General features: G+C 68.1%; 16 protein-coding genes. All 16 read left to right on the top strand.

Annotation, left to right across the window (positions count from 1 at the left end; all coding sequences use genetic code 11):
• Window positions 1-12 precede the first annotated feature (12 nt).
• Window positions 13-978 (top strand): signal peptidase I, encoded by a 966-nt coding sequence (locus DDQ50_RS00890; RefSeq protein ID WP_165829638.1) that lies wholly within the window; start codon window positions 13-15, stop codon window positions 976-978.
• 46 nt (window positions 979-1,024) lie between these two features.
• Window positions 1,025-4,069, top strand: a complete 3,045-nt coding sequence (locus tag DDQ50_RS00885; RefSeq protein ID WP_116754858.1) for an RCC1 domain-containing protein — start codon at window positions 1,025-1,027, stop codon at window positions 4,067-4,069.
• A gap of 236 nt (window positions 4,070-4,305) precedes the next feature.
• Window positions 4,306-4,737 (top strand): hypothetical protein, encoded by a 432-nt coding sequence (locus DDQ50_RS00880; RefSeq protein WP_116754857.1) that lies wholly within the window; start codon window positions 4,306-4,308, stop codon window positions 4,735-4,737.
• Between the two features lie 91 nt (window positions 4,738-4,828).
• Window positions 4,829-5,449: a hypothetical protein gene (locus DDQ50_RS00875; protein WP_116754856.1), complete on the top strand. Its 621-nt coding sequence runs from the start codon at window positions 4,829-4,831 to the stop codon at window positions 5,447-5,449.
• Window positions 5,450-5,817: 368 nt separating this feature from the next.
• Window positions 5,818-6,516 (top strand): hypothetical protein, encoded by a 699-nt coding sequence (locus DDQ50_RS00870; protein WP_116754855.1) that lies wholly within the window; start codon window positions 5,818-5,820, stop codon window positions 6,514-6,516.
• A 338-nt stretch (window positions 6,517-6,854) separates the two neighbouring features.
• Entirely contained in the window at window positions 6,855-7,394 is a 540-nt protein-coding gene (locus DDQ50_RS00865; RefSeq protein ID WP_165829637.1) for a signal peptidase I, read from the top strand.
• A complete protein-coding gene (locus DDQ50_RS00860; RefSeq protein WP_116754853.1) occupies window positions 7,391-8,131 on the top strand; it encodes a hypothetical protein in 741 nt (246 codons plus the stop codon). The genes DDQ50_RS00865 and DDQ50_RS00860 overlap by 4 nt, the downstream gene beginning before the upstream one ends.
• Window positions 8,132-8,147: 16 nt before the next feature.
• A complete protein-coding gene (locus tag DDQ50_RS00855) occupies window positions 8,148-9,128 on the top strand; it encodes a signal peptidase I (RefSeq protein ID WP_116754852.1) in 981 nt (326 codons plus the stop codon).
• Between the two features lie 142 nt (window positions 9,129-9,270).
• The gene (locus DDQ50_RS00850; RefSeq protein WP_133245872.1) at window positions 9,271-12,246 is read left to right on the top strand and encodes an RCC1 domain-containing protein; all 2,976 of its coding nucleotides are present in this window, start codon (window positions 9,271-9,273) and stop codon (window positions 12,244-12,246) included.
• A 258-nt stretch (window positions 12,247-12,504) separates the two neighbouring features.
• On the top strand, window positions 12,505-12,663 hold the full coding sequence (locus tag DDQ50_RS17120; RefSeq protein ID WP_165829636.1) for a hypothetical protein: 159 nt from the start codon (window positions 12,505-12,507) through the stop codon (window positions 12,661-12,663).
• 104 nt (window positions 12,664-12,767) lie between these two features.
• Window positions 12,768-13,481, top strand: a complete 714-nt coding sequence (locus tag DDQ50_RS00845) for a hypothetical protein (RefSeq protein WP_133245871.1) — start codon at window positions 12,768-12,770, stop codon at window positions 13,479-13,481.
• Window positions 13,478-14,314, top strand: coding sequence for a M73 family metallopeptidase (locus DDQ50_RS00840; protein WP_116754849.1), 837 nt, complete (start codon window positions 13,478-13,480; stop codon window positions 14,312-14,314). The genes DDQ50_RS00845 and DDQ50_RS00840 overlap by 4 nt, the downstream gene beginning before the upstream one ends.
• Before the next feature lie 76 nt (window positions 14,315-14,390).
• A complete protein-coding gene (locus DDQ50_RS00835) occupies window positions 14,391-15,008 on the top strand; it encodes a hypothetical protein (protein WP_116754848.1) in 618 nt (205 codons plus the stop codon).
• Between the two features lie 195 nt (window positions 15,009-15,203).
• Window positions 15,204-16,583 (top strand): signal peptidase I, encoded by a 1,380-nt coding sequence (locus tag DDQ50_RS00830; RefSeq protein ID WP_116754847.1) that lies wholly within the window; start codon window positions 15,204-15,206, stop codon window positions 16,581-16,583.
• A 44-nt stretch (window positions 16,584-16,627) separates the two neighbouring features.
• Window positions 16,628-18,751, top strand: coding sequence for an RCC1 domain-containing protein (locus DDQ50_RS00825; RefSeq protein ID WP_116754846.1), 2,124 nt, complete (start codon window positions 16,628-16,630; stop codon window positions 18,749-18,751).
• Between the two features lie 344 nt (window positions 18,752-19,095).
• Window positions 19,096-21,321, top strand: coding sequence for an RCC1 domain-containing protein (locus DDQ50_RS00820; RefSeq protein WP_165829635.1), 2,226 nt, complete (start codon window positions 19,096-19,098; stop codon window positions 21,319-21,321).
• The last annotated feature ends 137 nt before the right edge of the window (window positions 21,322-21,458 follow it).

Raw genomic sequence — 21,458 nt, 5'->3', positions numbered from 1 at the left:
AAGGACACGACCGTGCGAGTGCTGAACCTGCTGCGCTGGGTGCTGCTCAGCGTGCTGATCGCCGTGCTCGCGCTGCCCGCGATCATCGTGACCGCCTCGAACCTCACGGTCGTCGAGGTCGATGGTCTGTCCATGGCTCCGACCTACGGCATCGGCGACGTCGTCACCATACGTCCCCCGCAGTCGGGCGACTTCGTCGCCGGCACGGTCGTGACCGTGAAGGACGGCGACTCCGAGCGGTACACGCACCGCATCGTGAGCGTCGAGGACGATGGTCGGCTCATCCTCCGCGGCGATGCGAACGACTTCAACGATACGGACCCGGTCGACCCGGGCAAGGTGGTGGGTGTCGTCGCCCATCACTTCACCGGGATCTGGGCGACGCTCATCATGCAGCTGCAGAGCTGGCCCCTCCGGCTCTGCGTGCTCGCGATGATCCTCGGACTCATCTTCATTCCGATGGCCGGGCAGGCGCCCGCACCGTCCTCCCGCCGCGCCGAGGAGGAGATGCCCGAACGGCCCCGCCGGGAACGCCCGGCGAAGGCTGCGAAGGTCGATGCGCCCGTCGCGTCGGAGAAGCACGAGGGAAGTCATCAGGAGACCCTCGACCTCGTCGACTCGATGCGCAGCGCGGTCGCCCGTGTTCTCCTCGCCTCGGATCGCCGGCTGAGCGGAACCTACTCCGTCACGACCAAGCCCGGCCGCGGCGACTTCCCGGAGGTGCGCGTCGTCATCGACATCGTGGAGAAGCCCGCACCGGATCGCGCCGAACAGAGTCCGAGTCCCGCGATCGCGGCGCCGGCTCAGCCCCTCAGCCGTCGCGCGGCGCGCGAGGCGACCGAGTCGCGCCGCGTCTCACCCGCCCGTCCGGCGAAAGTCGCCGCAACGGACTCCGAGGAGATGTCGGAGCGCCGCCGCGCGCACCGTGCGCAGTCCCAGCGCGGAAGGCGACGCGCCCAGAGAGGACGTCGTGGCTGAGCACCGCCCCGTCCCCAGACCCCGACGCACCCCTGGAGAGAACTCGATGAACGGCCGACGCGAAACCCGCGCCACCCAGCTCTGGGCTGGAATCACCGGAGCGCGCGGCTCCCGGGCCCGAGTCGGCACGCGCACCCGCCGCCGCCGCTACATCGTGGCCAGTGTCGCCGCCTTCTCCGCGCTCACCGTCGTCGCGATCGGCTCAACGGGCGCCTACTTCACGAACCAGTCGGTCTCCGCAGCGCAGAGCGGCTCGGCGGGCGCGCTCGCAGCGGTGACGAGCTTGGCCGCGACCAAGAGCATCGACACGAACAGCGGCCAGACGGTCAGCGGCCAGTCGAGCTCCGTCTCCTGGACCGCGCCGACCCTCACGGGGAGCACCGGCACCAACCCGGTCTACATCGCGAAGCGCAACTCGGTGAACTCCTTCGCCCTGGGCGCCGGCGCCACCACACTCACGACGCCGACGACGACGTCGCTCACCGACACGGTCGGCGGCGCACCGGTCGGTGCGCGACAGGCCACCCAGGTCGCGACTCTGCGTGTCGCGGCGTCGACCGGCGACGCCAACACCGGCAGCTTCGCGCTCATCGGAGGTCAGGTCTACCGCTGGGGAACCGCCAAGAAGGACGGGACCGGGATCACCTGGGCCACTGCGACCACCGTGACCGGGCCCGACTTCAACAGCCCGATCCTGACCCCCATCCCCGGTTTCACCGAGGACATCCGCCAGATGGCGGCGGGCCTCGACCACCTGTGCGCGCTGTCCGTCACCGGCAAGGTCTTCTGCGTCGGCTTCAACGGGTCGGGACAGATCGGCGACGGCAGCACCAGTGGGCCGACGACCGCCAAGGAGATCAGCTACGGCGCCCTCGCGGGAAAGACCATCATCTCCATCACCGCGGGCGACAAGTTCACCTGTGCGCTGGCGTCGGATGGGGTGATCGGCTGCTGGGGGGACAACACCTACGGTCAGCTCGGAGACGGCACGACGACGAACCGTCTCACCCCCGTCGCCGTCATCGGGACCGGCGTCTTCGCGACGTTCAAACCGAATGTCATCGGCGCCAGCAACTACGGAATGTGCGCGGCGAAGGGCCCGACCTACGACGCGAAGCTCGAGCCCACCTACCCCGGCCAGAACAACCGCCTCGCCTGCTGGGGCAGGAACAACTGGCAGCAGCTCGGCACGACCGCGGACTCGAGTGCTCACGGAACACCTGTCGACATCGCCGACCCGAACAACGTCCTGCAGGGTGTCACGAAGATCGTCGGAGGCCACGCTGTCTACTGCGTGCTCAACGGGGACACCACTCAGGCGAATGTGGCGTGCTGGGGTGGTGGAGGTCTCGGCATGCTGGGCGACGGCGGGACGTCGCTCAACCCGACTCCGAGAGCCATCAGCGCCCCGCCGTCCGGAATGGTGACCGGATACTCGGACGTCACGGTCGGCTACACCGTCGGCTGCGCGTCGAAGGATGCCGCCTTCACCTGCTGGGGAATGAACGCCTCGGGGCAGCTCGGCATCGGCACGACCGGTACCGGCCCGTTCACCCCGCGGAACCTCACCACCATGCCCGGAATGACGACCGGTTCCATCAATACCCTCTCGGTAGGGCCGTACTCCGCATGCGCGAGCGGCACCGCGGGTGGTTTGTGGTGCTGGGGCGAGGGCGATGGATACGGCCTCGGACAGGGTGCGACGACCAGCGACATGACAGCTCCGCGCGCTGTCATCTTCAACGGCGCCCGGGTTCTCCCCGGCGGCAGCGCAGACCTCCTCGCGGTCAACTCCGGTAACGAGTACCAGGTCGCCCGCATCGACGGCAAGTACTACTCATGGGGCCGCAAGCTGGACGACACCGTCTCGGCGGTGCCCGTCGAGCTGACCGGCTTCCCGGCCAACGTCACGAAGATGGCCGCCGGTTATTACCACGCCTGCGCCATCAATGGGACGAACAGCATCTGGTGCGTGGGTAACTCCGCGAACGGCAAACTCGGCAACACCACGGCGGGCACGAGCAGTGCTGCGACGCTCGTGAACGACTCCGCCGGAGTGTTCACCGGCAAGACCCTCATCGACATCACCGCGTGGGACATGGGCACCTGCGCCCTCGCGAGCGACGGGACGATCGGCTGCTGGGGTCAGAACGACGTCGGGCAGTTGGGGCAGCCGGCGAACAGTCCTGCGTCGAGCAACGCGCCGGTCGCCGTCGTCTCAACTCTGTTCTCTGTGGGAAGCGCGAGCAAGGCCACGAAGATCACGTCGGGGTGGGACACCATCTGCGTCGAGGCGGGACCGTCCGGTACGAGGTACATCGCCTGCTGGGGTTCCAACTTCGAGTATCCGCTCGGCGCGGGAGTGGCGACGTCACTCGCCAACTCGGCCACCGCGATCAAGATCACCGACCCGAACAATCGCTTCGCCGCCGGAGTCACGGCCCTCGACGCCGGCCGCACCACGGTCTGCGCGGTCGCCGCCTCGAACTCGTACACCTACTGCTGGGGCAGGGCCGGCGACGGTCAGATGGGCAACGCGTCGTCTGCGACGAGCGCCACCCAGACCGTCACCGAGGCATTCACGACGGCCGCGACGGACGTGTCCGTCGCCGGTCTCAACGTCTGCGCGACGACGGCGACCGGTCCCTACTGCTGGGGCCTGCGCGACAGCGGTGGTATCGGCAACGGCGTCACCACGGCGGGATACGTCGTCGCGACCGCGGTCGTGGACTCCAACTCGGTGCTGGTCGGCGGATCGGCCAGAATGCTCTCGGGCGGGTGGGGGGCGATGTGCATGCTGGCCACCACGGGATCGCTCTCCTGCTGGGGCCTGAACAACCTCCAGGCGCTCGGGCAGCAGAACCTCAACAACACCACCAACCTCGCCAATCCGTCGCTGGTCTGGTCGGGGACCGACCCTGCGTCGCCTCCCATCAGCGGCGTGTCGACCAGTTGCCTCGACGGCGCGCTCAAGACGAGTTCGACGACGTGCTCGCTCGTCCCGGGGCGCACGTACTGGTATCAGGTCAATTACACGCTGCCCGGAGCTGATACCTGGGTCAGTCCGACCGCGTCCGCCGCGAGGTCCTGAATAGCTCCGGATCGAATCGTTTCGCCCCCCGAGTGAGGGGAGAAAACGGCTGATCCGAGCCGTCATGTACGGACAGCGAACATCTCGGAACGCCCGCGGTTGCGGCGTCATTCGACGATCCCCAAGATGAACAAGTCCGCATTTCGGCGGACAGATCCGGGGGGTCGGATCGGGGCTGCGTAAGCACTCCCGCCCCTCCCGAATCCGGGTACGACTTGTTCGGGGGGACAGGCGACATGACCGCAACCGCAACACTTTCCGGCGCCGTCGACGGCGGCTTCGGCATCGACCGCGACTACTCGCTCGCCGGTGCACTGGCCCGTCTGGTCGACCGGTTCGTCGGGGCCTTCGGGATCTCCGAGAGCACGCAGACGCTCGACGAGGGACTCTGGTTCGTCCGCACGCTCCGCGGCGGCGGCTTCGAGGTTCTTCCCTACCGCCGCGGCCGGCTCGCCTTCACCGCCCAGGCCGCCGACTCGCTGCTGCGCATGGGATCTCGCGACGTGATCCGCGTCCGCGAGGTGCTCGACAGCCTCGCCGCGTCGGCGCGGCGCGACGCACCTGCCGCCACGGCCGATCGCGCGTCGCTCTTCGTCGCCGGCGACTCGCTCGTGCTCGCCGACTACCCGTCCGACGGGCCGGCGATGGTCGTGACCCAGCTCGCCTGAGTCACGCGCGCCCACTCGCTGCTTACTCATCACATCCTCAATCACACCAATCACACCAATCGCAACAACCACAACAAAGGAACGAACGAAAATGACCGCAGTCAACGCCGCCCCGGTGGCTCCTCGTAAGCGCAACCGTGCGATCGCGATCGGCCTGGCCGCCGCGATCCTGACCGCCGGTGTCGCCGGCGCCGCCGTGCAGACCACGGGCGCCTGGTTCACCGCGACCAAGACCGCGACCGGTAACACGGTCACCGCGGGCACCCTGTCGCTGGGCAACCTCGGCGATAGCGCCACGGGCCTCGTCCAGGCCAGCAACGCCTACCCGATGACCGACGCGCAGGCCGTCAACGCCGCCGACACCGCGATCCCCGCGGCGGTCATCAAGATCCGCAACACCGGAACGCTGCCCCTCACCGCCTCGGCCGTGCTGTCGAACCTCCAGGTCAAGAGCACCACCGGCGCCAACCTCGCCACGAGCAACGTGAAGGTCTCGGTCTGGAACGGCACCGCCTGGGGCACCCCGGTCCTGCTCTCGAGCATCGTGACCACGCCTCCGGCCCAGTTCACCGTCACCAACCTCGCCTCGGGTGTCACCTCGGAGATCAAGCTGCGCGTCTTCTTCGCCGGTGCGACCACCGACGACACCTACCAGGGTGCAACGGTCAGCTTCGACGCCAACGCGTCCGCCATGCAGATCAACAAGCAGTAATCACTTCGCAGTCCGGAAGGGCACCAGGCGCCTCGCGTCTGGTGCCCTTCCTTATTTGTACCCCGCGATTACGCTGAATTAGCGGGTCGGGGGACGTTAATGAACGCGATGAATGACAATGCTCATATCGAACCGTTTTCCCGTGAGACCTGAACCCTTCGGGTCCTGAAAGCGGCTACGTCTTCTTCGCACTGCAATCCGATTTCGGTCGTTAATTCTCGTCGCAGAACTTTCGGCGTGTCTCACGCCTACGGCGCGTTCGGACCGCACACTTGCATCTGTGCCCGTGGTTCAAGGTCTACTTGAGGGTCAAGGATGAGGCGACCGTCGCCCATCACCGAAAGCGTCGAGAGAAAGCAGCAGAGAGCATGACCGCAACCGTGACCGGGACCCGAGTTCCCGCACAGAGCAAGAAGTCGTCGGGACGTCGGCGCTTCGTCGCCTTCGGGCTTGCAGGAGTCGTCGTGGCGGCGGGTGTCGCCGGTGCGGTCGTCACCTCGAGTGCGTACTTCACCGACGAGAAGACCGTCACCACCAACACGGTGAGCACCAACTCCATCTCGATCGCTCTCAACAACGAGCGCACCACCTCCGCTCTCACGACGTTCGCGATCACCAACCTCGCCCCGTACACCACGGCGGACCTGGCGGCCTACAAGCCCGTGATGAAGGTCTTCAACGTCAAGAACTCCGGAACCGGTGACTTCAACTGGACCGGCGACATCGACACCTTCGTCCTCACCAAGACCGATGGAAGCGCCCTCCCGGGCACCACCGGCGGAGGGTCGCCGAGCTCGACTGACGCTCAGGCGAACATCTACGTGCAGTTCGGCACGCCCACTGCCTTCGACGGCAACGGCGTCCCCACGGCCGTCACCTGGGAGACGGCCCGCACGCTGGCCGATTCGCAGACGTCCACGAACAAGGAGATCGCGCAGACCTCCCTGACGGCGGGAACGACGGTCAACAAGGTCGTCCGCTTCTACATGGATTCCGCGGTCTCGAACAACTACCAGAACGTGAAGCTCAGCTACACGCTGCGCGTCAACGCCGAACAGCCTCACTGATGATGTGACGGGCGTGGGGGAGCCACCCGTTCCCCCACCCCCGTCCCCATCTCGGAGAAGCCACCCGTTTCCCCGAGAACCCCGTTGTGGAGGAGCCACCCGTTTCTCCACCGCACCCCGTTGTGGAGGAGTCACCCGTTTCTCCACCGCACCCCGTTGTGGAGGAGCCACCCGTTTCTCCACCGCACCCCGTTGTGGAGGAGCCACCCGTTTCTCCACGGCACCCCGTTGTGGAGGAGTCACCCGTTTCTCCACGGCACCCCGTTGTGGAGGAGCCACCCGTTTCTCCACGGCACCCCGTCCGCTGGAAAGTCCGTTCCGCCACCCGAGAGGTACCCGTGCGCAAGCTCAACCTGATCCGCTGGATCGCCATCGGCATCCTCGCGGCCGCGCTCGTCGTGCCGGCGGGATACCTGCTCATCGGAGGGCGCACCGTCGTCGCCATCGACGGCGGCTCGATGATGCCGACCTTCTACCGCGGCAGCGTCGTCATCGATGGTCCCGTCGCGGATGAGGATCTGGCCGTCGGAATGATGGTCACGGTGAAGGACCCGGGCGGGACCTATTTCACGCACCGGATCGTGAGCATCGACGCTGAGGGCGGATTGCACCTGAAGGGCGACGCGAACGAATTCGCCGATGACACGGTTCGCACACCCGACCAGGTGGTCGGGCAGGTCGAGACGGTGCTTCCCGCCGTACTCGGCGGAATACTGATCCAACTCCAGGAATGGCCGATGCGACTCTCGCTCCTCGTCACAGCCCTCGGACTCGCGCTGCTGCCGCTGCGCCGTGAGACCTCGGTCACCGAGCCCGCGATGTTCGAGCTCTCGACGCGAGAGCTGCTCTTCACCACCGCGGAACTGGGTGTGCGATGACCGCCCCCGTCCTCGACCGGCCCCGAGCTGCTGCCCGCTACCGCCGCGGTATCGACCAGTCCGCACTCGCGGAGGCTCCCGCGCGGCCGGCTCGCCTCCGCGGACTCGACGACACGGCCTATGCTCCGTCATCTACCGGACCCGACGTGCCGGTGAGGACGCGTACCACCGGGCGCCGTCGCTTCTCGCCCGCGCGCCTGACGCTGCGACTCGTCATCGCTGTGGTTGCGATCGCCGCGACCTTCTCCGGCATCGTCGTCTTCACGACGAACGCCTACTTCACCTCGCAGGGTCTCGTGCAGACCAACGCTGTGAACCCGGGGACGATCGCGCTCAACACCGCGCCGTCGTTCACCCTCGCCAACCTGGTTCCCCTGTCGTCCACCACGGCCACCTCCGTGTCGACGGGCAGCATCGTGAACTTCGATGTGGCCTCGGCGTCGCTCGATACGCGGGGCACCGTCGCGGTCACCAACGTGACCGACAACGCATCGGGTGCCCTTCTTCCGTGGGTACGCGTCGCCATCTACGACGGAAGCAACTGGACCACGGTGGTCGCCGCGAACGCATCGCCGAAGACGGCGGAGTTCACGATGGCCGCGAACACCACCCGGTCGATGAAGCTGCGCTTCTACCTCGACTCGGCAGCGCCCGACGCCCTGCAGGGCAAGGCCATCACCTTCACCATCACGACCCGTGGCATCCAGAGCGGCGCCGACGCGGGCACGGCGTACTGACGGATCGAGTCGAAGCATGAGGGTCTCGACGATCGCGCGCTGGAGTGCCATCACGCTCCTCGTCGCTGCGCTCGCTGTTCCGGCGGTCGCCGTCACTCTCACCGGTCACACGGTCGTCGAGGTCGACGGCCAGTCGATGGAGCCCACCTATCTCATGGGCGACGTGGTCACGATCCGCCCGGCCGCACCTTCGGACCTCGTCGTCGGCGCCGTCGTCACCGTGCAGCGACCGGAGGGCGACCGCTACACGCACCGTGTCGTACAGGTCGCCGAAGACGGATCACTGCTGCTGCGGGGCGACAACAATGAGGCGGACGACCCGGCTACCGTGCCCGTCGACCGCGTCATCGGTGTCGTCGACGGCCACCTGGGGGGCTTCTGGGCGACTCTCGCGCTGCAGAGCCAGGACTGGCCGCTCCGTGTCTGCCTCCTCGCGATAGTCGTGGCCCTCATCTTCGTCCCGGTGCTCATGCCCGGAGCGGGGTCCGAACCGCACGAAGCGCGGCCCGAAGGTCGACGACGAGCGGACCGGACTCGGGGGAGACGAAGCGCTCGAACCGAGCCGAAGCGCACACCCGCGGAGGACAGTGCGACGGGGCACCCGGCGGTCGCACTCGAGCTCATGGATTCCATCCGCTCCGAGACCGCCCGTGTTCTCCTCAGCTCGGACCGACGGCTGGTCGGCGAATACACGGTGACGACCACCCAGTCCTCGAGCGACTTCCCCGACCTGCACGTCGTCATCGACATCTCGGAGAAGATCCGACCACGTGACAAGCCGGCGGCTCACGTCGACGCTGCGGTCGGTCAGGTACCCGTCCCCGTGCGGCGGCGTGACGAGCGGATGACGGCAGCGGTTCCGTTCGACAACCCGGGGAGTGTCGCCGCCCAGGAGCTGCTCTGGTCCCGTACGGCGGGATCCATCGACACCGCGGTGCCGACGCGGCGTTCCGCTCGGGCTGCTCAGGAGCACGGCCGTCGTCGCGCGACGCGCTGACACGGACCGCTCGGCGGAGTGTCGCCCCGAGGGTCGCCGAAGCCGATCGTATGGTGAAACGGCTGCGGCTGCCGTGGGGAACAGCAACATGCAGGCAAGAGCGCGCAGGAATTCGCGCGAATGGGAACAACAGGGGGATCACGTGGGTGCAGCATCGGCCCGTCAGCACCGCAGCATGAAGCTGCGCGGTCGCGTTGGAGCGCGCACGCGAGTGTCGCGTCGGCTCGCCGCGCTCGTCGCGCTGGTCGCCGTCGGCGGATCCGCGGTCGTGGTCTCGTCCGGCGCCTACTTCACGAGCGCGCTGACGACAGCCGCTCAGACGGGCACGCTCACGACGCTTCCGTCGGTCGCCGACCTGACGGCGACGAAGTCCGGGAGCCCGACCGGTACGACCACCACGGTCGCCTGGACCGCGCCCTCGCTGTCCGCATTCACGGCGGCCGGCGCGACCCCGACGACGACGGCGACCGTCCAGCGTTCCTCGGTCAACGACTTCTCGTCGGCCTCCTCGCCGGTGACTTTGCCGACGACGAATGGAACCTCGGTCGTGGACACAACCGGGGGATCGAGTTTGAGCGGCAGCGAGGTCTCCGCCGTCGGCATGTCGGACGACGGCGCCGGCGTCTTCGCTGTGATCGGAGGGAAGGTCTTCGGGTGGGGCTCCCACGCCAACACCAGCTGGCTGACCCAGGTGCTGACCCCCACGGCGGTAGCCGGTATTCCCGAGGAGGTGACGCAGGTCACGGTGGGTCTCGAGCATGGATGCGCGTTGACCGTCACGGGTCGAGTCTTCTGCTTCGGTAACAACGGCAACGGGCAGTTGGGCAACAACAGCACGACGGCCGCAGGCGGTACCGCCGTCGAGATCAACGCCTACACCGTCTTCAACAACGAGCCCATCATCCAGATCACGGCGGGCGAGTACTTCACCTGTGCGCTGACGAGCAAGGGGACGATCGGCTGCTGGGGGCTCAACAACTACGGCCAGCTCGGCGTCGCAGCCAGCACGACCCAGAGTCTGGTTCCCGTCAAGCTCACCGTCCCGTCGGGACAGACGGACGTGTTCGCCACCTACAAGCCGATCCAGGTCGACGCCGGCCCCTGGGGCATGTGCGCCATCAAGGGGCCCTCGTCCTCGGGTACGGCTCCCGGCAACAACGAAGTAGTGGCCTGTTGGGGCCGCAACAACTGGAATCAGCTCGGCAACCAGACCATTCGCGACGTCAACCCCGTTCCGGTCAACATCCAGGACAACAACACCGTCCTGACCGGGGTCACCAAGGTCCAGGTCGCCCACGGCGTCACCTGCGTCCTGAACGACAAGACGGGCACGCTCGCCAATGTGGCCTGCTGGGGCGGCGGGGGGCTGGGACTCCTCGGAGATGGAGCCGCGTCGACCTACGCCTATCCGACCCAGCTGCAGACGACGGAGACCCAGACGGGCTTCACGAACCTGACCGTCGGCGGTGACACCGCATGCGCATCGCGAGGGAACGCCTACACCTGCTGGGGTCAGAATCAGTCCGGTCAACTCGGACGAGGCGGGTCTCTCGGCGTCAACGGGTTCTACAAGGCCGGCCCGATGAACACCACCCCGTCATCGTTCGGCAGCGATCCCATCAAGGCGATGGCGTCGAACCACAACACCAACTGCGTCGTCACAGTGAAGAAGGGCATGGCCTGCTGGGGCAATGGCTCATCCGGCAACCTCGCACGCGGTAACACGACTTCCTCCTCGACACCGCTTCCCATCCAGGTGAACTCGCTCGATGTCGTACCGGTCGACACGCCAGCTCTCACTCCCATCGCGACGCAGGTCGCCGCAGGTTCCGACGCTTACGTGACCTATGCCGTCGTCGGCGGAACGGTCTACTACTGGGGCACCACTGCTGAGACGGGCAGTACGCTCACCACGAAGACCACGGCCACCGCGGTCACCGGTTTCCCGGACGGGATCACGCAGCTCGTCACGGGTGAACAGCACGCCTGCGCTCTCGTGCCGAGCGGCACCTCGAAGGGGATCTGGTGCACGGGCGGCAACCGCTACGGTCAGCTCGGTGACGGGACGACCGTGGATAAGCTGACGTCCGCGGTGAAGGTCAACGACGCCGTGTTCGCGGGCAAGACCATCGTGAAGATCACGGCGGGACGCCAGTTCAACTGCGCGCTCACCTCGGACGGGACGATCGGATGCTGGGGATTGAACAGCAACTTCTCCTTCGGTCTCACCACGCCGGCGTCCTCCTCGACGCCTCTCATCGCCTCACCCGGAAGCGAGCTGTCAGGTGCCTCCGGTAAAGCTGTCGACATCGTCGCAGGGTCCCTCCACGTGTGCGCCGCACGCGCAGGCGGGGGAATCGCGTGCTGGGGGTCCGGCGCCTCCAACAGGCTGGGAGCAGCCAACTCGAGCGGAAACGACAGTGCGACCGCGATCCGGGTGAGCGATCCGTCGAACTTCTTCGGCACCACCCCCGTGAAGATGATGGCCGCAGACTGGTACAACACCTGCGCCATCTCAGCCAGCGCCCCCAACGTCGGGAAGGTCTACTGCTGGGGAGACAACCGCTGGGGCGTGCTCGGTACGGGGACCAAGACCGATCCCTCCCCGGCCGGGGTGCTCACCCTCGCCAGTTCCGGTACCTACTCCGGGATCACTGTGGGGACTCGTCTCGCGTGCGGGTGGCGCACTGACGCGATCGACTGCTGGGGCACGAACGACAACGGCTGGCTCGGCCGTGGCGGGTCGGCCAACTCGAACGCCCTGACGGCGGGAGCCGTTGTATCACCCACGATGCTCGGACAAGGGATCACCTCGGTGTCCGCAGGCTGGGTGCACGCTTGCGCGGTCACTGCCAAGGGAGGACTGTTCTGCTGGGGCAGCGGCGCGAACTATCAGACCAGCCAGGGGAACACGACCGACCAGTTCAACCCGATAGCCGTCCGCACCTCTTCGGGCGTCCTCTCCGGCGGCGGAACCCGATACTGCCTCGATGGTGCCGCGCTCATCGACAGCAACACCTGCTCCCTGAGCCCCAACCGCACCTACTACTACCAGATGCGTTACACCGTCGCCGGTGCGGACAACTGGCTCAGTCCACTCCAGTCCGTCACCCGCTGACCCTCCTAAGCCACCCGCGCGCGATCTGAGCAGACCGCGCGCGGGTGGCTTCGTCATGCCCGGAAATACCTGCTGCAACCTGCCGGTCCGATCGGATTCGGGCCGCGAAGTCCCCCGAATGAGGGTCATACTGCCCTCTCATGTCCTCATATGTGCGGACAGCGAATATCTGGGCCTCGGGCCGTTTGCGGCGCCAAGATCAGGCCCTCAAGATGATGATGTCCGGAAAAACCGGACCGGTCCACGAATGAGAAATGCGTGGTGCTGCAGACCGGATCGATCACGATCGGGACGGGCTGCGGGGAAAGCGACGCGGTCAGCCGCGGGCCGGAAAATCAAGGTGGGGATCTCGACATGAATGCGTTGCCTGAGACGCGGTTCCGCGTCAGCGGCGCATTCGCCGGTCAGCCGGACTAGCGACCCACAGCTTCTACATCTTCCGTGCGGAGTACGACCCGCACGGGGTGATTCGTGCTGCCCAGACGGCAGCGCTATTCGGCATGCCTGAAAGGGGGGAAACGATGAACGCAACAGACGTGCAGGACACGGCGACTCGGCCGTGCGTGCTGGTCGACAGTGCGGCCGGCGGAACGCCCATGGCCGTCACGGGCTTCGATCTCGTGCTCCCCATCGCCGTGGCCGCCGCACTCCTGATCCTCGGAGTAGCCCTCGTCGTCGCGGCCCGCCGCCGACGTGCCGAGAACGATGCGACGAGCGCTCGCCCGCTCATCTCCTCGATCGGTCTCGCCGCCATCATCGCCGTCGGCTTCTCCGGCGCGATGCTCCTCGCATCGACCACGAGCGCCCACGCCGCCGAGCAGACGACCGCAGACGCGAGCACCGCTGACGACTGCGACCTCATCTCCTACAGCATCGATCGCAGGGGGGCCGGCTCGGTCCTGCTGGGCAGCTCGCTCGTCGAGACCGAGCGCGTGACCGTGACCAATGTCACGAACGGGACGATCTCGATCGCGTTCTCCACCGACATCCTCGACGACGTCCGCCAGCTCGCGCCGTTCGTCCACGTCACCGCAGCATGCGGCTGCACGGGCGCCCCGCTGATCGACGGAGTCCTCAGCGCCAACACCGCGATCAGCGCGCCCATCCGACTCCGTGCAGGTGAAGCGCTCACGGTGACGATGCAGGCCGCGACGACCGCGTCCATCACCAACGACCTCCAGGGCAGCGAACTCACCTACGCCCTGGTCGCACACGCCATGGAGGTGTCGGCATGACCGGCGAGCGTACGCGCAGCATCAGCCGCGCCGAGATGAAGCGCATGCTGCGCGCCGCCGAGAAGGCGGGCCGCAGTGTCGCCCGCCGCAACCAGCGCCTCGCGGTGCCGGTCGGCCCGACGACGATCGCCGAGCAGATCCCCTCGATCGCCGCGGCTGCCGTCGCGGCTGCCGCAGCGGATGCGGCACCGACTCGTCGCTCGCACCGCAGCCGTCCCGCTCCCGCCGTCCGCCAGGCCCGTCCCACGCGGCGCCGCACCGAAGGGCGCGCGCTCATCGCCGCCGTCGCGCTGACCGCCGCTCTCGCGGCCGTCCTGTCGCAGGCCGACGTCAGCAGCACCCACGCCTGGTTCACGGCCAAGCAGACGACCGTCGGCAACACCGTCGGAGCCGCGATGGTCAAGGTCGCCGGCGTCGGGCCCGACCTGGACCCGTCCGCGACGGTGCAGGTCGCCAACATCCTTCCGCTGTCGCCCGCCGACGCCGCCAACCCCGCCAAGGGTTCGCGCCTCGACCTCGTCGTCCGGAACACGGGTTCGGTTCCCATCAACTGGAGCCTCTCCCTCAAAGATCTCAAGACCACGGCCGGCACCGTCGACGTCGCGTCGCTCACCAACGTGAGCTACACGGTCAACGGCGGAACCACCTGGTCCACCCCGGTGAAGCTCGCGGCGCTGACCGCGATCACCGGGTCCAATCTCGCCGCTACGGGGAGCACGAAGGTCACTGTCACCTTCAGATTCTGGTTCGACAAGGACGTCACCAATGACGCCCAAGGCGCCAAAGCGGAGTTCACAACACTCCTCGAGGCCATCCAGACCGGTGCCGCATAAAGCCGGTGCCAACGGACGCCTCTGTGTCTGATCAACCAACCATCACTGCATCACATCAATCAGAAGGAACGAACACATGTCTGAATTCATCTCGACCCCGGCTCCTCGCAAGCGCAACCGTGCGATCGCGATCGGCCTGGCCGCCGCGATCCTGACCGCCGGTGTCGCCGGCGCCGCCGTGCAGACCACGGGCGCCTGGTTCACCGCGACCAAGACCGCGACCGGCAACACGGTCACCGCGGGCACCCTGTCGCTGGGCAACCTCGGCGACAGCGCCACGGGCCTCGTCCAGGCCAGCAACGCCTACCCGATGACCGACGCGCAGGCCGTCAACGCCGCCGACACGTCGATCCCGGAGGCGGTCATCAAGATCCGCAACACCGGCACCCTGCCCCTCACCGCATCCACGGTCCTGTCGAACCTCAAGGTCACCGGCCAGTCGGGCGCGAACCTCTCGACGAGCAACGTGAAGGTCTCGATCTGGAACGGCACCGCCTGGGGAACCCCCACGCTGCTCTCCAGCATCGTGACGACCGCCCCGTCGCAGTTCACCATCACCAACCTCGCCGCGGGGGTCACCTCGGAGATCAAGCTGCGCGTCTACTTCGCCGGTGCGACCACCGATGACACCTACCAGGGCGCGAGCGTGAGCTTCGACGCCAACGCGTCCGCCATGCAGATCAACAAGCAGTAGGCCCCTCGACGTTCCGCGATCCCCCGCGGAACAGGCCCCTGATCGAGGATCCCCACATTCACCCTCGATCAGGGGCTCCCGGGAGGGCGACCGGCTTTCGTACCCTGGTCGTCCTCCCCCCTTTTTTTCCAGTCCCACCCCCAACACCTCGGAAGAGGTTGCACAAGCCTCGGAGACCCGGGGGAGGAGCACACAATGCGCACCATCTCGATCGTGCGATGGATCATCGTCGGCGTTCTCACGCTGGCGCTCGCGATCCCGGCGCTCGCCGTCAGTGTCGGCGGCCGGCTCATCGTCGAGGTGGATGGGGAGTCCATGACCCCCACCTACCAGGTCGGCGACATCATCCTCGTCCGCGAACCGACGGAGGCCGACCTCGTCGTCGGCAACGTGGTGACCGCTATCGATGGAAACGGCGACTACTACACGCACCGCATCCTCACCGTGAACGACGACGGATCCGTCAGCCTCAAGGGCGACGGCAACGCCGCCGCCGACCCCGGTTCGGTCACTCTCGACCAGCTTCGCGGCGTCGTGGAGCTCCACCTGGGCCAGCCGTGGGCCATGCTCGTCATCCAGCTCCAGCAGTGGCCTCTGCGCATCTGCCTGCTCGCCATCATCCTGGGCTTCGCCCTTCTGCCTCTCCGCTCACGTCGGGGCGGTGCCGCCGCTCCTGATGCGGTGCCGGCCGCGCCGGCTCCCGCTCCCGTCGTGGAAGCTGCTCCTGCCGCCATCGCTTCCGCAGCGTCGACGGTCGTCGCAGCCGTCGCAGCACCCGTGGCCGAGCGCACTCGTCGTCGTTCCGGCGGTCGTCGCGCCGCGGCCCCGCAGCCGAAGTCGTCGCGCCCTCGCGGTGCACGTTCGGCCCACGCCGACACCGCGACCGAGCGCACTCGCGGCCTGTTCGGGTTCGTCAAGCAGAGCCGTCGCGCCGACGCCGTCGACTCGGAGCCCGTCGCCTTCCGCTCGACCTACTCCGCTGCCGAGCCGACGAGCAGCGTGGAGACCGTGCCCACGGCGCCCGCCGCCGAGGAGCGCGACATCACGCGTCCGCAGACCGGGCCGGTCGCCCTCGCGGATTCCGCGGTCACCTCCGTTCCCGTCGAGGCGTCCCCGTTCTCGCCGCTCAGCGCGGCTCTCGTCGCCGGCCAGCCCGGCGCCTCGTACGCCGCCACCGAGTTCGTGCTCGACGTCGACCTCGATGACATCGACGAGGTCGACAATGTGGCCAACCTGGTGGGCGTTCCGGCAGGTGTCGGAGCAGAAGCGGGGATCAGTCACTCCTCCGGCTACTCGATCACCGTCGTCGACGGGCTCGACGGGCAGCCGCGAGTCAGGATCAGCCTCGACCTCGACTCCTCGGCCCTCGCGGCGGCTCTCGCCGTGGCGGCTCCGTCGCCGTCGTCCGCATCGGTGACCCCGATGCCCGTCGCGCCGGCCACGGCGTTCGCCGCTCCGGCCAGCGCCGCGGTTCAGCACGCGGCCGCGGGTCTCGCCCCGGTACTCGAGTACGCCGGCACCTCCGACGCCGCTCCGCTGCGCCGTCCCCGGCACGGCCGCCGCCGCGCCTCCTGATCACCCGTCGCGTCGGCGACACAACACCGCTCCGAGGAGCTCCGATGTCCAGCACCACTCGATCCGCGCGCCTGCGCGCGCGGATGACCGCACTCGTCCGCCGCCGGGGCGGCGTCACGCTCGCGGCCGCTCTGGTGCTGGGCCTCGGAGTGGCCGGCGTGGGGGTCGCATCGTCGGGCGCCTGGTTCACCGCGAGCGCGTCGAGCGCCGCGACCGTCACCGGCGCGACGCTCTCGATCGGCGAGGTCGGGGTCACACGCGACGCCACCACGATCAGCGTCGCGAACGTCTTCCCGATGACGGACTCCCAGTCGAGCACCCTCGCTCCCGCGCAGTGGGTCACGGTGCGGAACACGGGAACGATCCCACTGACCTGGACCATCTCGCTTGCCAACCCGCAGGCCGTCGCCCCGCTCACGTCGGCCCAGCTCGCCGGCTTCAAGTACCGTCTGCTCGCGGCCGACGGCTCTGCGCTGAGCCCGATCGGCATCTTCTCGCAGCTCCCCGCCGCGGCGAGCTCCACCAGCGCCCTCTACACCGGGCCCGAGATCCCCGCCGGAGGCGAGTACCGACTGCAGCTGAGCGCCTGGCTGGCGCCGGAGTCGGGCGACGAGTTCCAGGGCGCCTCGGCGAAGATCGACATCGTCATCAACGCCATGCAGTCGGGTGCACCCCAGGCCTCCAGCCTGCTGCCCGTCACCGCGACCGCGACGAAGGCCGGTTCGCCTGCAGGTTCGGCGACCAAAGTCGACTGGTCGGCTGCCGTCTCCTCGGCCGGCGCCATCACCCCATCCGACGTGACCTACACGGTCGAGAGATCCGAGACCCCCGACTTCGCCTCGCCCACGACCGTCTACACGGGGCAGGACCGCTCCGTCGTCGATACGACCGGCAGAGCCGTCGGCTCGGCGACCGACATCACCACCAGCAACGCGACCTACAGCGGGTCGAGCTACGTCGTCATCGGCGGGACGCTCTACGGCTGGGGCAAGCTGATCGGCGGGTCCGCCTCGGCACCCGTGGCGATCCCGGGCTTCCCCTCCGACATCGTCCAGGCATCCGCCGGGTCGGCGCATCTGTGCGCCCGCACCTCCACGAGCAGGATCTTCTGCATCGGCGAGAACAGCTACGGGCAGCTCGGAACCGGGGCCGGCGGCGCGAACGTCTCCAGCGCCCTCGAAATCGCCCCGACCGCGACGCTCTCGGGCAAGCAGATCATCGACATCGCAGCCGGAGGCCGCACCACCTGCGTGCTGACCAGCGACGGCGTCATCGCCTGCTGGGGCGACAACACCTACGGAGCGCTCGGGCGAAGCATCAGCGGTAGCTACAGCGCGACGCCCGCAGCTGTCGCGGATGCGACGGGCGGCCGACCCGCGGTGCTGGACGGCGGAAGCATCACCGGTCTCGTCGCCGGCGAGCTCAACATGTGCGCAATCAAGACCGACGGTCTCTACTGCTGGGGCGACGCATCATTCGGTCAGACATCGGGCGACGGCCGCGCGAACTATGTCCCGATGCGCAGTCAGCTCACTCCGTCGCGCTTCCCGAACACCTCCTCCGGCGTTCTCGACACCTCCGTCGGCTGGGGTTCGATCTGCGCCGTGACCACCTCGCATCAGCTCTTCTGCGCCGGCTTCAACGCCAACGGGCAGATCGGATCGACCAGTACGGGGTCCCAGTCGCGGGGGCTTCCCACTCAGCTGGTACCCGGCCGATTCGACCGGGTCACGGCTGGTCAGGCGCACACCTGCGCAGCGGGCGATGCAGGCCTCGTCTGCTTCGGCTGGGGAGCATCGGGGCAGCTCGGAACCGGTGACAACCAGAACACGAGCCCCACTCCTCGTACGGTCGACGTCGGCTTCGCCTCCGGTACGGTCGCCGCTCTGTCCGCGGGCTACGACACGACCTGCGCGCTCTCGACCTCGGGCGAGGTGCGCTGCTGGGGTGACAACGGGTCCCGACGTGCCACCGGTGCTCCGTCTCCCGCCTACGTCCTGGCGCCCACCGCGGTTTCCGGACTGGATGCGCTCGGCTGCGCGGGCGGTTCCGTCGCCTCCGGTGCGACCTGTTCACTCGAGCCGTCCCGCACCTACTACTACCGCGTCACCTACACGGTCACCGGCAACTCCGTCATCGCGCCCGCAGGCGTCGCCACTCGCGCCTGAGTGACCCTTCGGCGTCGGGCTGACGGCTGCCCGGGCGTCACGTCGAGACCCGGCGGTGGATCCCGCCGGAAGCTTCGCCGCGCCCTTCGTCGCAGGGGGTGAACGGCCGCGCACGACGGCGTTTTCGGGCGTTCACCACGCCGGAAAAAGGCCTTGTTCGCAGAGCGAATAGCGCGGCACACGCCCGCTGGGATATCGCCCTGCATATCGATAGATTCTGCCGAGCACCACATGCGACCGCGAACGAATATCCCGCATCCGGGAATTCGGAACACGCACCGTGGATGACGACCGGGGGGTCGCGTCCGACAGGGTCGTCGCAGTTATTCGGGGGAGAGAAACTCATGACCTGGTCCGCACGCACGACGAAGCGCGGGGCCGCCGTACTCGGCGCGGCAGCGCTGATCGTCGGCCTGGCAGGATTCGGCACCGTCGCATCCGGTGCCTGGTTCACGGCGAAGACGAGCACCACCGCGACCATCACCGGCGCGACGCTCTCGATCGGGAACATCGGCGCGTCCGATGAGACCTCCATCACCGTCGCCGACGTCTTCCCCATGACCGATGCTCAGGCGCCCACGATGGCCCCGTCGCAGTGGGTCACGGTTCGCAACACCGGAACGATCTCGCTCAACTGGACGATCTCGGTTGCGGGCCCCAAGGCCGTCGCCCCGCTCACCGCGGCGCAGCTGTCCGGTTTCAAGGTCCAGCTCTACAACGAGGCCGGCCAGCCGGTCTCCGGCATCCGCACCCTCGACTCGTTCGGCCCCACCGCCGTCGCGGGCGACCACCTCTTCTGGGGAACGGGTCTCGCCGCAGGCGCCTCGCAGCGCATCGGCATCCGCGCCTGGCTCACGCCCGAATCTGGCGACGCGTTCCAGGGCGCGAAGTCGACCTTCGACATCGTCATCAACGCCATGCAGGGGGAGGCGCCCCAGCCCGTCAACCTCCCCGTCGGACTCAGCGCTCTGACGGTCACGCCCGTCAGCACCGGCACCCCCTCGGGAGCCTCGACCAGGATCGAGTGGTCCGACGCCGGAGCGCAGCTCTCCGCCCGAGGATTCGCCAGCGCACCGACCTACACCGTGCAGCGCTCCGCGACCGGCGACTTCTCCGACGCGACGACCGTCTACACCGGCCCGCTGCTCACGAAGGACGACACGGTCGGCACCGGCACTCCGACCGGGAACCGCGACGCGTCGCAGATCACCGCGACATCGCGTCAGGACGCCACCTTCGCGCTCATCGGCGGCAAGGTCTACGCCTGGGGCTCCATCTACAAGGCCGACCTCCGCTCCGCGGGCAACTACTGGCTGCAGACGGGCAAGGCGCAGGAGATCACCGGCTTCCCGGGTGCCGTCACCCAGATGTCCGCCGGCCGCGATCACTTCTGCGCCGTCATCGAGACAGGGCAGGTCTACTGCGCCGGCTTCAACGGCCGGGGACAGCTCGGAAACGGCTCGACGAACGACGCGCTGAACGGCGCGGTCGCCGTGACCGACACGAACGGCGTCTTCACCGGCAAGCGCATCGTCCAGGTCGACGCGGGGGAGTACTTCACCTGCGCTCTCGCCTCGGACGGGACCGTCGGCTGCTGGGGTGACAACGCGCACAAGCAGCTCGGCTCCTCCACCGCGGGAAGCACGTCGAACGTGCCCGTCGTCGTGAACGGTACGGGCAGCTCGACTCCCGCGGCCGTGCTCGGCGCGACTCCGGCGAAGATCTCGGCGGGCGGCTCCTTCGCCTGCGTGCTCGCTCCGACGAGCGCCGCTGCGGGTAAGTCCGCAGCGTGCTGGGGCGAGGCCGGTTCGGGCCAGCTCGGCGCCGCGATGTCGACCGATTCGGCGACCCCGGTGCTCGTGAAGGACACCGCCGGACTGCTCGTGGGCGCATCGCAGATCTCGACCGCATCGGGTACCGCCTGCGTGATCACCAACGCCACGACGGCTGCCAACGTGGTCTGCTGGGGTCTGAACGACCGCAGCCTGCTCGGCGACGGCGGCACGAACAGCTCCAGCACGCCGGCGCGGATCACCACCTCGGCGACCGGATTCGACTTCCTCGAGCTCGGCACGAGCGTCGCCTGCGCAGGCAAGGCGTCGGCCGTCTACTGCTGGGGCAACGACTGGGCAGGACAGCTGGGCCGCGGAAACACCAACGACGCGAACTACAAGCCCGCCGCCATCACCGACACGAACAAGGCGCTGGACGGCTCGTCCTACACCGATGTCGCCGCCGGTTGGACGCACACCTGTGCGATCAACGCTGCGGGCGCGGTCGCCTGCTGGGGCCTGTCGCACCAGTTCCAGATGGGCAACGACGACACCGGCACCGATGGTCAGGGCAAGGTGAACGGCGCGGGCACGACGAACGTCCCCGTCCAGGTCAAGCTCGCCGGCACGAACCTCGACGGACAGAGCACCTCGCTGGTCTGCGCGGCGGGTGCGCCCAAGCTGAGCGACAGCACGTGCGGTCTCTCTCCCAAGGTCGCCTACAGCTACCGGGTGGGCTACACCACGCCCGACGTCGCCGACTGGTCCAGCGAGACGGTCACCGCCGTCCGCCGGTAAGCAGCGTGACGCCGCCGCGGACGAGGCGGCTCAATCGAGGGGTGCGACGGGATAACCGCCGCGCCCCTCGATTCTTTTGCGACGAAATTGCTCATCGAGTCAGCGATATTCGTACGGCGAATAGCTCGCACTTGCAT

The organism is Amnibacterium flavum (assembly GCF_003097495.1).
GTDB lineage: Bacteria > Actinomycetota > Actinomycetes > Actinomycetales > Microbacteriaceae > Naasia > Naasia flava.
This window is presented reverse-complemented; position numbering and strand designations above follow the sequence as displayed.

What these genes read in the sequence shown, in the direction of transcription:
- DDQ50_RS00830 (WP_116754847.1), top strand. Translation starts at nt 15,204, where the DNA reads ATGCGCACCATCTCGATCGTGCGATGGATCATCGTCGGCGTTCTCACG.
- DDQ50_RS00840 (WP_116754849.1), top strand. Translation starts at nt 13,478, where the DNA reads ATGACCGGCGAGCGTACGCGCAGCATCAGCCGCGCCGAGATGAAGCGC.
- DDQ50_RS00835 (WP_116754848.1), top strand. Translation starts at nt 14,391, where the DNA reads ATGTCTGAATTCATCTCGACCCCGGCTCCTCGCAAGCGCAACCGTGCG.
- DDQ50_RS00860 (WP_116754853.1), top strand. Translation starts at nt 7,391, where the DNA reads ATGACCGCCCCCGTCCTCGACCGGCCCCGAGCTGCTGCCCGCTACCGC.
- DDQ50_RS00845 (WP_133245871.1), top strand. Translation starts at nt 12,768, where the DNA reads ATGAACGCAACAGACGTGCAGGACACGGCGACTCGGCCGTGCGTGCTG.
- DDQ50_RS00875 (WP_116754856.1), top strand. Translation starts at nt 4,829, where the DNA reads ATGACCGCAGTCAACGCCGCCCCGGTGGCTCCTCGTAAGCGCAACCGT.
- DDQ50_RS00825 (WP_116754846.1), top strand. Translation starts at nt 16,628, where the DNA reads ATGTCCAGCACCACTCGATCCGCGCGCCTGCGCGCGCGGATGACCGCA.
- DDQ50_RS00855 (WP_116754852.1), top strand. Translation starts at nt 8,148, where the DNA reads ATGAGGGTCTCGACGATCGCGCGCTGGAGTGCCATCACGCTCCTCGTC.
- DDQ50_RS00820 (WP_165829635.1), top strand. Translation starts at nt 19,096, where the DNA reads ATGACCTGGTCCGCACGCACGACGAAGCGCGGGGCCGCCGTACTCGGC.
- DDQ50_RS00870 (WP_116754855.1), top strand. Translation starts at nt 5,818, where the DNA reads ATGACCGCAACCGTGACCGGGACCCGAGTTCCCGCACAGAGCAAGAAG.
- DDQ50_RS00880 (WP_116754857.1), top strand. Translation starts at nt 4,306, where the DNA reads ATGACCGCAACCGCAACACTTTCCGGCGCCGTCGACGGCGGCTTCGGC.
- DDQ50_RS00885 (WP_116754858.1), top strand. Translation starts at nt 1,025, where the DNA reads ATGAACGGCCGACGCGAAACCCGCGCCACCCAGCTCTGGGCTGGAATC.